Annotated in this window: 11 protein-coding genes; 6 read left to right on the top strand and 5 right to left on the bottom strand. The window is 53.9% G+C overall.

Going from position 1 to position 13,009, the window contains the following annotated elements:
• Positions 1 to 215: 215 nt before the first annotated feature.
• The 5 genes from EGY08_RS21995 to EGY08_RS21975 form a co-directional block, all read right to left on the bottom strand.
• Positions 216 to 2,183 (bottom strand): YjhG/YagF family D-xylonate dehydratase, encoded by a 1,968-nt coding sequence (locus EGY08_RS21995; protein ID WP_087828911.1) that lies wholly within the window; start codon positions 2,181 to 2,183, stop codon positions 216 to 218.
• Between the two features lie 15 nt (positions 2,184 to 2,198).
• On the bottom strand, positions 2,199 to 3,107 hold the full coding sequence (locus EGY08_RS21990; RefSeq protein ID WP_087828910.1) for a dihydrodipicolinate synthase family protein: 909 nt from the start codon (positions 3,105 to 3,107) through the stop codon (positions 2,199 to 2,201).
• Positions 3,108 to 3,392: 285 nt separating this feature from the next.
• Entirely contained in the window at positions 3,393 to 5,297 is a 1,905-nt protein-coding gene (locus EGY08_RS21985) for an FKBP-type peptidyl-prolyl cis-trans isomerase N-terminal domain-containing protein (RefSeq protein WP_123828899.1), read from the bottom strand.
• Positions 5,294 to 5,698, bottom strand: a complete 405-nt coding sequence (locus tag EGY08_RS21980) for a hypothetical protein (protein WP_004123864.1) — start codon at positions 5,696 to 5,698, stop codon at positions 5,294 to 5,296. Before EGY08_RS21980 ends, EGY08_RS21985 begins: the two co-directional genes overlap by 4 nt.
• A 296-nt stretch (positions 5,699 to 5,994) precedes the next feature.
• Positions 5,995 to 6,906 carry a LysR family transcriptional regulator gene (locus EGY08_RS21975; protein WP_032742189.1) on the bottom strand — a complete coding sequence of 304 codons (912 nt, stop codon included), beginning with the start codon at positions 6,904 to 6,906 and terminating at the stop codon, positions 5,995 to 5,997.
• A 115-nt stretch (positions 6,907 to 7,021) separates the two neighbouring features.
• Between EGY08_RS21975 and speB the strand changes: the two genes are divergently transcribed.
• Genes speB through EGY08_RS21945 form a run of 6 tightly spaced genes read left to right on the top strand, consistent with a single transcriptional unit; the run spans position 7,022 to position 13,007 of the window.
• Positions 7,022 to 7,972, top strand: a complete 951-nt coding sequence (speB, locus tag EGY08_RS21970; protein ID WP_004123871.1) for an agmatinase — start codon at positions 7,022 to 7,024, stop codon at positions 7,970 to 7,972.
• Positions 7,973 to 7,982: 10 nt separating this feature from the next.
• Positions 7,983 to 8,831, top strand: a complete 849-nt coding sequence (locus tag EGY08_RS21965; protein WP_087828909.1) for a sugar phosphate isomerase/epimerase family protein — start codon at positions 7,983 to 7,985, stop codon at positions 8,829 to 8,831.
• A gap of 12 nt (positions 8,832 to 8,843) precedes the next feature.
• Positions 8,844 to 9,920: an isopenicillin N synthase family dioxygenase gene (locus tag EGY08_RS21960; RefSeq protein WP_004123875.1), complete on the top strand. Its 1,077-nt coding sequence runs from the start codon at positions 8,844 to 8,846 to the stop codon at positions 9,918 to 9,920.
• A 9-nt stretch (positions 9,921 to 9,929) separates the two neighbouring features.
• Positions 9,930 to 10,733, top strand: a complete 804-nt coding sequence (locus EGY08_RS21955; RefSeq protein WP_004123877.1) for an ABC transporter substrate-binding protein — start codon at positions 9,930 to 9,932, stop codon at positions 10,731 to 10,733.
• A 24-nt stretch (positions 10,734 to 10,757) separates the two neighbouring features.
• A complete protein-coding gene (locus EGY08_RS21950) occupies positions 10,758 to 12,278 on the top strand; it encodes an amino acid ABC transporter permease/ATP-binding protein (protein WP_087828908.1) in 1,521 nt (506 codons plus the stop codon).
• Entirely contained in the window at positions 12,279 to 13,007 is a 729-nt protein-coding gene (locus EGY08_RS21945) for a class II aldolase/adducin family protein (protein WP_004123879.1), read from the top strand.
• Positions 13,008 to 13,009: the final 2 nt, after the last annotated feature.

The following is a 13,009-nucleotide window of genomic DNA, read 5'->3' as shown; positions in this document are numbered from 1 at the left end:
TACACCCTTATATCGTGTGCCAATATAACAATTGATATATATAGATATTACTGATGAGTATATTTTAGAGGCAATGGTCATATCTTATTTATGAATTATGATATTTTGCTTTTGTGATGAGCATCTTTATAGGAATAAGTGAAAATAATAATAAATAACGGGTAAGGAAAATCCGTCCGCGAAATAAATCCCGCAGACGGATAATTATGATTCAGCTACAGTCCGAGCGCTTTTTTACCGGCGTTAATGACGTCGATAATTTTATCGGTATCGTAAATACAACCTCGCCAGGTTCCACCGCTAACAGACTGTAACGCCGCCCACAGGCGGGTATCATCAGGTAAAAACGCATGGGCACGCAGTTCAGGATGCGCGGAGCGCATCGCCAGTTCATACGCCCCCTCCTCGGGCGTCAGCGGCCGATCGGTCGTGCCTATAAAATTAACGCTTCCGGTTAATTCATTACGATCGACGATAATTTCAATAATATCGTTATCACGTAATTTACCAATAGGCCCTCCAGCTAGCGCTTCCGGTGCAACATGGCCAAAACAAGCTCCGGTTGAGACGCCGGAAAAGCGTGCATCAGTAATTAGCGAAACTGTTTTTCCCCAGGAAATATGCTTTAACGCCGAGGTCAGTTGATAGGTTTCTTCCATGCCGGTGCCCGAAGGACCTCCGCCAATCACCACCATAATATCGCCCTGCTCAATCTCCCCCTTCTTGATAGCGCCGATGGCCCGCGCTTCTGAGACAAATACCCGCGCTCTCCCCGTATGGCGATAAATGCCATCGCTATCTACAACCGACGCGTCAATAGCCGTTGCCTTAATTACCGAGCCTTCAGGAGCAATATTTCCGACCGGGAAACACACCGTTGATGTTAATCCACGGGACTTCGCCAGCGCAGGAGGAAGAATAACATCATCCGGATCTACACCATCCCGATCCCGCAAACACTGACGGAACTTCTCTCGCCGTTCCGAAGATTGCCACCAGTCCAGGTTTTCACCAACCGTCTGGCCCGTCACCGTCATAGCGTCTTCATGCAGCAGACCAAGTTGGCGTAAATGCAGCATCACTTCAGGTACGCCGCCAGCAAGGAAAGCGCGCACCGTCGGGTGATAATCGGGACCATTTGGCAGTACGCTTACCAGACGCGGCACCTTGCGGTTAATGCGCGTCCAGTGTTCAACATCAGGAATCGTGCATCCTGCCGCATAGGCGATCGCCGGTATATGCAGCAACAGGTTCGTTGAGCCGCCAAACGCAGCATGAATAACCATCGCATTTTCAATCGCCTTATCGGTCAAAATTTCGCGGGTGGTAATCCCCCTATGATCAAGATCGATCACGGCTCTCGCCGACTGACGGGCGATCTCCAGCCAGACATCTTGCCCGGATGGCGCCAGGGCCGAATGCGGCAGAGCCAGTCCCAGCGCTTCCGCCACCACCTGCGACGTTCCGGCTGTTCCCAGAAACTGGCACCCACCTCCCGGCGAAGCGCAGGCACGGCAGCCCAGTTCAGACGCTTCCTGCAACGACAATTCATGATTGGCGTAACGCGCGCCGATAGTCTGTACTTTCCCGGCATCTTCGCCAACGGTCGGCGGCAGCGTTGCGCCTCCGGGTACCAGAATCGTTGGCAGGTCATGCATTGACGCCAGAGCGATCATGGTCGCTGGTAACCCCTTGTCGCAGGTGGCCACGCCAATGACCGCACGACGCGTCGGTAAAGAGCGAATCAGGCGGCGAAAAACCATAGCCGCATCATTACGATAGGGTAAAGAATCAAACATACCGTGCGTCCCCTGTGAACGACCGTCGCATGGATCGCTGACATAAGCCGCAAATGGGATACCGTCATTGCGCGTAATTTCCTTCGCCGCCGCCTGCATTTGCAGACCAATCTCCCAGTGCCCGGTATGGTACCCCAGTGCGACTGGCCGCCCGTCCCCGGCACGGATCCCACCTTGAGTCCCGATAATCAAGACTTCTTTACCCGTCAGTTTGTTCGCATCCCAACCCATACCCGTGTTCTGCGTCATACCGAACAGATTGCCGCTTGGCGACTCCATCAGCATTTGCGGCGTTAAAGGCAGCGCCCCCTGAGGGCCAGCAGCATGGGTGGTAACGGCGTAAAAACGCTCATTTTGCGGCGTGAAGATGTTATCAATAGCCATAGTTATCCTTGCGTGCTAGCAGAGTTGAAGTCGTTGAAGCAGAGTGGCTAACTGCGCTTTTTTCTCTGTATTAAGCGGTGCAGCGGGTGGGAGAACATAGGTTGAAATCGGCTGACCGCAAAGCGCCATAGCCTCTTTGATAACATTCACAAATGGTGTATCAAGCTGATATATCTGCGGAATTTGCAGTAAGGTCTGGTTCAGTTTTGACGCCTGCGCCAGATCCCCGTCGCGAAAAGCCTGCAATAAACCAACTGAAAGCTGAGGCGCAAAGTTGCCGCTCGCAGAAATAGCGCCATCGCCGCCCAACAGCAGGGTATTGAAGAGATGGTCATCATATCCGCTAAGTACGGAGAAGCGCGGATGCTCTGCCTTCACGAGGCTAATCATACTGCGCAAATGGGCGATAGAGTCGATGGTGTCTTTGATACCGACGATATTCGCACGTGAATCCGCCAGTTTTTTCACCAACGGCGGCGTCAGATCCTGGCCGGTCAGGGCCGGGAAGTTATACAAAATCACCGGTAACGTGACGCTATCAGCCACCTGCTGAAAATAGTGGATTAGGTTCGCTTCAGAGACTTTCCAGTAGTAGGGATTGATAACGACAATCCCATCCGCACCGTTTTGCTGCGCATGCTGGCTGAGCGCGATCGTCTCGCGAGCATTCGTTCCGCCGGTACCAATCAGCACCGGAACACGCCCATTCACATGCGCGATGGCGAAAGCGGCAATGTTTTTTCGTTCCTCTACGTTGAGCTGAGAAAACTCCCCGCCGCTGCCGAGAAAAAACAGTCCATCAACGCCCGCAGCGATCAGGTTGTCAATTAGCGCCCCGGTGCCTTGTCGATCAAAATCGCCTTCAGGCGTAAAAATAGTTGAGACAGGAGGGATAATCCCCGCGAAATGGGCACTATGCTGCATATCCTTTCCCCTTAGTTTATGCTTGTTCTACATTATAGAACAGCGTTCATTAATTTAATGTTTATACTATGACGCCTTGAAGGGAAAGGTAAACGTGGTTACGCGCAAGAGTCTGGTTTTTATTATCTGGATCACAGAAAGAGTGAAAACCATCGAGTGGTTTGTATTGTCTTTGCCACCCGCGCCAGCTGAACGATAAGGTATTGACCAAAGTACCGCGATTGTATGGAGGTATAGCCCTGGTAGGGCGTCGCGGCTTTCTTACGCAGCGCCCGTTTGGTTCGGCTATGGAAGTAATTCGAAGGTAATTGAGATCAGCGTGTCCGGGTTAATCTCATCGGGGGTGCTGCTATAGAGCGAACCGGCCTGACCATAGAGCGTAACCGTTCCGCCTTTAAAACCCGATGATAATACCTTCGCCATCAGAGGATCGGTTTGTTTATCGTACACCATCGTTGAATTCATCGTATTAAGTATCGGCGTACCATCAAGCTTTTTCTCCAGAATATTCAAGGATAAAGTCTCATTCTGCTTGTACGGAGCCTTCCCTTTTTTATCAATCACAAAATAGACGCCATTAGGCAAAACCTCATATTTCTTGTTTTTGATTTTAGCCATGATTCTTTTTTCAATATCAACGTACTTAGACGATAGTTTTTCGTTAAGCATATTGACGATACTTTCTATTTCATTTTCTTTAATTTTAAGTTTTTTATTATAAGCGTCGTTAAACCCGGAAACCAACGCTGAAGGCGCTAGCTTGACATTATTGTCGGCCATTTTATTTACATCGGATAGCGCCTGAGTCAGGTAGAACACGCCGAGCGCATAGGCATTTTTGTTGCTTTTATCCGCCAGGTTTACATCGCTTTGCTTGATGGCCAGGCTATCGAGCGTAGACTGTAATTCTTTATTTTTATCATTCAAAGCAGCGACTGAAGCATCATATTTTTTCTGCGCCGTTTCAGCCGCCGCGATGAGCTCAGCGTTCTTTTTCGACAGCGCGTCGAGAGCGGTTTTCTGCTGGCTTTCGCCCTGCGTATTCTCATTTTTCAGCGCGGCGATCTTCGCCGACAGCACGCGGGTGGTCTCATCCAGCTTTTTCTGCGTCGCTGCTGCTGCTGCGCGAAGTTCCAGATTCTTTCCTGTCAGCGTATCGATGGTGTTTTTTTGCTGGCTCTCTCCCTGCTCCTTCTGGGTTTGCAGCGCGGCGATTTGCACCGACATCGTGCGGGTCGTGTCATCCAGTTTTTTTTGCGCCGTATCGGCGGCGGCGGTCAGCTCGGCATTCTTTTTCGTTAGCGCATCAAGCGCGGTTTTCTGCCCGCTTTCGCGCTGCGCATTCTGAGCCTTCAATGCGCTAATCTGCGCCGACAGGTCGCGGGTCGTGTCATCCAGCTTTTTTTGCGCCGTATCGGCGGCGGCGGTCAGCTCGGCGTTCTTTTTCGTTAGCGCATCCAGCGCGGTTTTCTGCCCGCTTTCGCGCTGCGCATTCTGAGCCTTCAATGCGCTAATCTGCGCCGACAGGTCGCGGGTCGTGTCATCCAGCTTTTTTTGCGCCGTATCGGCGGCGGCGGTCAGCTCGGCGTTCTTTTTCGTTAGCGCATCCAGCGCGGTTTTCTGCCCGCTTTCGCGCTGCGCATTCTGAGCCTTCAATGCGCTAATCTGCGCCGACAGGTCGCGGGTCGTGTCATCCAGCTTTTTTTGCGCCGTATCAGCGGCGGCGGTCAGCTCGGCGTTCTTCTTCATTAGCGCGCTAACGGCGGCAGGATCGCCGCTCTCTTGCTGCCCACGCTGTGCTTTCAGCGCGGCAATCTGCGCCGACAGCTGGCGCGTCGTTTCATCGAGCTTTTTCTCTGCCGCTTTGGCCGCCGCGGTCAGTTCCGCATTCTGTTTCCGCAAAGCGTTAAGCGTACTTTCAGTTTTCGTCTGATTCACTTTCTTTCTGACGACGTCCTGCTTCTGCGGTGCTTTTTTATCACGGCTATCGTTATGTTGATTAGCCGACGCCGAATCTCCACTGGCGGCGTCTGAGGCCGGCGGATTTTTTATTTCGAGTTTCGATATATTATCAAGGAAGTCTCCCCTCTCAGCACGAGCGGGAAACATCACAATAAGGGTAAAGAGAGACAATAAAATCGCAAAACCGCGAAGATTATATATATTCAATTTCCCCTTATGGTACATCATCTGGCCAGCCCATCCTTAAGCTCGGCTTTTCTTGCCCGGCTTTCGAACTCTTTAATTAATTTCTGCGAAATACTATTACACTTATCATTTATCTTGTATTCAAAAAGTGGAGTAATCGTTGACTTTACGCTGGCCGACGTTTGGCTTGAAACAGAAGCATAAAACTTAGCGTCGTTGATTAAACCATACAGCTCGTTTGAATCCTGCTGAAACTTTTTATCGAGCTTAACCAAAGCGTCAGCATCCTGGATACACTGTTGTAGGGCAGGAATCTGAGCTGGCTGTTCATTTTGAATCACATCTTTTTTTATTAGTGCGCTCTGTGGTTTTTTAACATTAGTACACCCCTGTAATAAACCTACAGAAATACACACCAATGCTAATAAGCTATTTCTTATCATTTTCCCATCCATTAGAAAAAAAGTTCAAAAAATATATTTGTCGATTCCAGCAGAAAAAATTTTAACAAACAACGCCAGGCGTTAGATTTGCCATTAATTCAGAAAAAACACACAAAAAGGCTATTTTTTAACCAATTAATAGATGGGAATTATCCTGGTGCAAAGCGATATTTTTATCTGAGATTTTACTCAAATTCATATTTTTAATAGCAAACTGCAGTTTATATGCCTGATATTCAACGGGCGTTTGCCAAATCAAATCAGGCATAAGTTTTTTCTAAATCCAGACCAAAAGATCACTCACTCCACTTCGGTCTGGCCACCGTATTCTTCTTCAGAAGATTGCGAAACTCCTTCAGGTAAGGTTCATTGCTGCGCCCGCGTTTGCATATCGCTGAGAAAGGAGATTGAAAGCCAAACTCATTGGGTAACAGCACGCGCAGGCGATTCTCCTTAATCCACGGCCAGGCGTAGTGCTCGGGAAGGTAGCCGATATATTTCCCGGACAGGATCAGCAGCAGCTGCGCATCGACGGTTTCAACGGTCGCGCTGCCTTTGCTGAAGCCACGCCGCCGCAGATCGCTGGTATTCCAGTAGCTGCGCGTCACCAGCGGACACTGGCTGATCAGATCCTTATCAAGGTGTCGGCTAAAGAACATAGGATGCAGGTCGCTACAGTAGAGCCAGTGCTGCTCGCGATAGAGTGGTTCACTGATGATGTTGTGCACCCGCGAGTTATAGCTGCCGATAGCGAGATCGATATGGTTATTCAGTACGCCGTTTAGCTGTTCCGCCGGGGTACGAATAATCAGCTTGATATGCACATTGGGAAACTTATCGCTAAAGCTGCGCAGCACCACCGGCAGCGACAGCGCGGTTTCCGTTTCGATGGAATCGAGCGTTGAGATACAAATCGTACCGCTATGCTCGCCTTTCAGCAGCGCCGACTGACGCTCCAGCTCGTTCAGTTCACTCAGCACGCGGATCGCCTGCTGTAAAAAATGCTGCCCTTTTTCGGTCAGCGCAAAACCGCCGCGCCCTCGCTGGCACAGGCTAAAGCCAAGCTGGCCTTCCAGTTGCGACATCGCATTGCTGATTGCGGAAACGGAAATCCCCAGCTCCTGCTGGGCCCGGCCATAGCTCTCAAGACGGGCCACCGCCTCAAAAACCTGGAGCTGTCGAATGTTGAGCGTCGCGTCGTTAAGCATGGCGTTTAGTTCACGAATAAATGAACTAAGTATTTGCGGCAGACGATTTAAAGTCCAGCACATCTTTCGCACTATCCCAGTTGTTGAGTTTTGTTGGTCAGATTCAGGAGCTGAAATGGATAACGTCTTTCATCAACCGCAGGGTGGCAACGAGATGCCGCGTTTTGGTGGCCGCGCCACAATGATGCGCCTGCCATTTATTGATAATTTACAGGGACTTGATGCAGCATTTGTCGGCATCCCGCTGGATATCGGAACCTCACAGCGTTCCGGAACGCGCTACGGCCCGCGCTACATTCGCACCGAATCGGTGATGATTCGTCCGTACAACATGGCCACCGGCGCCGCGCCTTTTGATTCCCTGTCGGTAGCGGATATCGGCGACGTACCGATTAACACCTACAATCTGCTCAAATCGGTGCAAATTATCGAAGATTACTACACCGGTTTAAATAGTTTTCCGCTTATCCCCCTGACTCTCGGGGGCGATCACACCATTACCCTGCCCATACTGCGCGCGCTGACCAAAAAGCACGGTCCGGTTGGGCTGATTCACGTCGATGCCCACACCGATACCAACGATGAGATGTTCGGCGAAAAGATCGCCCACGGCACCACCTTCCGCCGCGCCGTCGAAGAGGGGCTGCTGGATCTCAAACGCGTCGTCCAGATAGGCCAACGCGCGCAGGGCTACGCCGCCGGCGACTTCCAGTGGGGCGTTGATCGCGGCTTTCGTCTGGTCCAGGCGGAGCAGTGCTGGCACAAATCCCTGGCCCCACTGATGGCCGAGGTTCGCCAGCAGATGGGAGATGGCCCGGTTTATCTCAGCTTTGATATCGATAGCCTCGACCCCATCTGGGCACCCGGTACCGGCACTCCGGAAGTCGGCGGCCTGACGTCGATTCAGGCGCTGGAAATCGTGCGCGGCTGCCGCGGCCTGAACCTCATAGGTTGCGACCTGGTCGAGGTCTCGCCTCCCTACGATGTCAGCGGCAACACATCCCAGCTGGCCGCCAACCTGCTGTATGAAATGCTCTGCGTTCTCCCCGGCGTGAAATACCCATAGAGGAAAAACCATGCAGCTTAATGTCTTTCGTACGCTGTGGGGCGTCACCACCCCGTGGCAGCAAACGGTCAACGAACTCAAAAACGTCGGCTGCTGCGGCATTGAAGCGCGGGTTCCGCTGACGGTGGAAGAGCAGCGGGCGCTGGCCCAACGCATCGAAGCGTCCGCGCTGGAGTATATCGCCATTGTCTTCAGCGGCGGCGGCGTCATTCCGGCCCAGAGCGAAACGCCCGCGCAGCACCTGGAGCGCTTAAAAGAACGTTTTGCGGCGGCAAAAGCGCTTAATCCGCGCTTCGTCAACCTGCTGGCCGGTAACGACCGCTGGCCGCTGGCGCAGCAGGTGGATTTTCTCGGCAGGGCGCATGAGCTCGCCGCCGAATGTGAGCTGTTCTGCAGCTTTGAAACCCATCGCGCCACGTCGCTGTATAGCCCGTGGCTAACGCTGGAGATCGTTCAACAGCTGCCGCAGCTACGATTTACCGCCGATATCAGCCACTGGATCGTGGTAAGCGAACGCCTGCTGGATGACCCCTGCGATGACTTCAGCGCCTTTATCGAACGGGTTCACCATATTCAGGCCCGCGTCGGCTACGACCAGGGACCGCAGGTGCCGCACCCCGCCGCGCCGGAATATCAGTCGGCCCTGCAGTTTCAACAGCGCTTCTGGGAACAGATCTGGCAATCGCAGCGCCGGCGCGGCTACCAGCAAACCACGCTTACGCCGGAGTTTGGCCCCGATGGCTACCTGCATCACCTGCCGTTTACCAACGTTCCGGTCGCCGACCTGTGGTCGCTGAATGCCTGGATGGCCCAGCGTGAACAGCGGCATTTTGTTGAATTCACCTCGCTAACTGAATAAGGAACTGGAGAAATGACCGCTGCAAAAAGTTCTTTTACTGAATTACCGACCATCGATATCAGCGACCTGAACTGCGACGATCTCGCCCGACGCCAGGCGGTGGCCGACGCTATCGGCCAGGCGGCCCGCGAAGTCGGCTTTTTCTACATTACCGGCCACGGCATCGCGCCTGAACTGATTGCCGGGGTCCGCGCGGCGGCCAAAGAGATTTTCGCCCTGCCGATGGAACGCAAGATGGCGTACTACATCGGGCAGTCGAAAAGCCATAAAGGCTACGTTCCGGAAGGCGAAGAGATTTACGGTTCCGGCAAGCCGGATCACAAAGAAGCGTTCGATATCGGCTTTCAGGCCGCTGACGACCACCCGTACGTCATGGCGAAAACGCCGCTGATTGGCGCCAACGAGTGGCCGGACGTGCCGGCGTTTAAATCCCGGGTGCTGGCCTACTATGAGGCGGTTTTCGCCCTTGGACATCGCCTGTTTGATGCCTTCGCTCTCGCCCTTGGCCTGCCGGAAGGCTATTTCAAGTCGATGGTTACCTGCCCACCATCGAAGCTGCGCCTGATCCACTACCCCTTTGACGCCAGCGCCGAAGACGTTCCCGGTATTGGTGCACATACCGACTATGAGTGCTTCACCCTGCTGCTCGCCGACCAGCCGGGTCTTGAAGTGCTGAATGAGGATAGCGACTGGATCGACGCCCCGCCGCTGAAGAACGCGACCGGAGAAGAGGCTTTCGTGATTAATATCGGCGACATGCTCGAAGTCCTGAGCGCTGGCACATTTGTTGCAACTGCACACCGCGTACGCAAGGTGCCGCAGGAACGCTACTCCTTCCCGCTGTTTTTCGCCTGCGACTACCACACGCTGATTCGCCCGCTGCCGGGCTTCCTTGAGGCAGGCGAAGCCAGCGAGTATCAAGAACTGAGCATTGGTGAGCATATGTGGAGCCAGGCGTTACAGACCTATCGCTACCTGCGCGAGAAAGTCACCCGAGGCGAGCTCCAGCTCCCCGAACGCGCCCGCGGCACTAACACCTTTGGCCATCTGAAAAAACAAGCACAGCAAAAAACCGTAAATAACCCGTGAGGATAAATGATGAACAAAACGCTAAAAAAACTCTCGCGCCGTGTGGCTTTATCCATCGCCGTCACCGCTTGTTTTTCACCGCTGGCTCAGGCCGCGGAGCTGCTGACCGAGGGCGTCTTTAAAGTGGGGATGGAGGTGACCTATCCGCCCTTTGAGTCCTACGACAGCAACAACAATATTGTCGGTATCGACCCGGAGTTCGCGGCGCTGATCGCCGAACATCTGAAGGCCAAACCGCAGCTTATCGACACGAAATTCACCAGTCTGATCTTAGGCATCGGTAAAAAATACGATGCGGTGATCTCCGGTATGTACGTGACGCCCGAGCGTCAGAAGCAGGCGGACGCTATCCCTTATGCCCTGTCCGGCGCGTCAATCATTGCGCTGAAAAGCAGCGCTATTCAGCCAAAAACGGAAGACGAACTGTGCGGCGTGAAGGTAGGTCTGCAGGCGGGCACCGCCTGGGTTTCGAGCCTGAAAACGCACTCCGACGAGTACTGTCTGAAAAACGGCAAACCGGCCATTAGTATTCAGGAATTCCCGACCGCGCCGGAAGCGTCCCAGGCCCTGCTGTCGAAAAATATCAACGCCCAGTTAGAAATCGCCCCGGCGGCGCAAATTATCGTCGAGAAAAGCCGCGGTCGCCTGGCCATTAGCTCGAGCCGCCTGGTCTATCCGCTGCCTCTGGGAATCTACGTCGCCAAAGGCAACACCGAGCTGGCCGAGGCCATTAAATCAACGTTAGCCACCCTTAAAGCCAACGGCAAATATGACGCCATCATCAAGAAATACAACTTAGAAAGCATCAATTAATACAATAATGAAACGGGAGTCGGTATGGAGTTCGATTGGGGATACTTTTTCTCATTATTTAGCGTTGGGGCATTCTGGCAGGCATGTGTCACCGTCGTTGTCGTCAGTTCATTGTCCTGGTTTATTGGCCTGATATTAGGTTTTCTTTTAGCCTGCGCCAAGCTCTCCGGCCCGCGCTGGCTGAAGGTTCCCGTCGAACTCTATATTTGGTTTTTCCGCAGCGTGCCGCTGATGGTCCTGCTGGTCTTTGTCTATAACCTACCGCAGCTGTTTCCGGCCACCCAACCGCTGCTCGGCATTCCGTTTATTGCCGGGCTGGTATCGATGACGGTGACCGAAGCGGCCTATATGGCGGAAATCCATCGCGGCGGACTGCTTTCTGTCGCCAAAGGGCAAAGCGAAGCTGGCCATGCCTTAAGCTTTAGTTTTATCGGCGTTCAGCGCTTAATTATTATCCCGCAGGCGTTTCGTATTTCCCTGCCTACCCTGATTAACGAATACATCACCATCATCAAACTCAGCTCAATTCTGTCGGTTATTTCGCTGCCGGAACTGCTGCTGACCGGCCAGCGCCTGTATGCGCAGAATTTCCTCGTCATGGAGACGCTGCTGGCGGTCGCCGTCTATTACGTCATGGTAGTGACGGTGTTTACCTGGCTGTTCAGGGGGCTGGAAAACCTGCTGGATATTCAGCGTAAGCGTCCGCAAACGCTCAATGAGAGTGAATGCGCAACCCTGCGCCAGAACCTGAAGCCGCCGGTACAGGCGCAAAAAGCGCAGGCCGCCAGCGGCAACCCACCGGCGCTGGATCTGCACGCCATCGAAAAATCCTGGGGCCAGCACCACGTGCTGAAAGGCATCGACCTCAAAGTGGAAAACGGCGAGGTAATCAGCATCATCGGCCCGTCCGGCTCCGGCAAGACTACCCTGATCCGTACGATTAACGCCCTTGAGAGCATCGACGGCGGCGAGATCATTCTTTACGGCGAGGATTATCTGAAAGGCGCATCCATTGTCGATAAACAGCAAATGCGCGCCGGCGTACGCCGTATCGGCATGGTGTTCCAGGGCTTCAACCTGTTTCCCCACCGTACGGTGCTGGATAACGTGATGCTCGCCCCGCTCTATCACAAGCTGCTTGATCGCGCCGCCGCCAGGGAGCAAGCGCTGTGGCTGCTGGATCGCGTCGGTCTGCTGGCGCACGCCGAAAAGTACCCATACCAGCTCTCCGGTGGCCAGCAGCAGCGCGTAGCCATCGCCCGCGCCCTGGCGCTGAAACCGGACATCATGCTGTTTGATGAACCCACGTCGGCGCTGGACCCCGAACTGGTTGGCGAAGTGCTGAAGGTCATTCAGTCCCTCGCCCGCGAAGGCATGACGATGATTATCGTGACCCACGAGATGGACTTCGCCTTATCAATTTCTGACCGGGTGGTGATGATGGAAAACGGCGTCGTGCAGAGCGATATGCCGCCGCAGCGCATTCGCGGCGATGTCGCCGATCCGTCCCTGACCCGCATTCGTGAATTTATGGGAGTACAATAAATGGCAACTGAACGGGAACTACGCCAGCAGCTGGCCGCCGCCTATCGTCTGGCGGCGCTCTTCGGCTGGGAAGACACGCTGTATACCCACTTCTCCGTACGCCTGCCCGGCGACGGCGAGCCGCGGTTTTTGATTAACCCCTTCGGCATGATGTTTGACGAAGTCACCGCCAGCAACTTAATCGTGGTCGATATGCAGGGGAAGGTCGTCGAAGGCAGCGCTCCGGCGAACTCGGCGGGCTTTACGATTCATAGCGCGGTCCATATGGCCCGCGAAGACGCCCACTGCGTGATCCACACCCATACGCTGCCGGGGATGGCAGTTGCCGCCTGCGCAGACGGGCTGCTGCAGCTTAACCAAATCAGCACCGAATTTTATCAACGCGTCGGCTACCATCCTTATGAAGGCGTGGCGTTCGATCTCGATGAACGCGTGCGGATCCAGCGCTCGCTCGGCGAGAACATCGCCATGATCCTGCAAAGCCACGGGCTGCTGTCGGTCGGCCGCACCGTCGCCGATGCGTTTTACATCATGTACTACCTGAACCGCGCCTGCGAGATTCAGATGGCCGCCGCGCAGCTGGCGCCGCTCGGCCCCATCCATACGATACCCGAGCCGCTGAGCCGGCACGCCTGCGAGCAGTTGATGGGGGTTGAACATGAACGCCAGCTGGTGTGGCAGGCGTGGCTGCGCCGCCTCGACCGTCTTGATACTTCTTATAAGAGCTAATG

It is taken from the genome of Klebsiella sp. FDAARGOS_511 (assembly GCF_003812845.1).
GTDB lineage: Bacteria > Pseudomonadota > Gammaproteobacteria > Enterobacterales > Enterobacteriaceae > Klebsiella > Klebsiella grimontii.
Note: the sequence above shows the minus strand (reverse complement) of the source record. Positions and strands in the feature narration are given on the sequence as shown.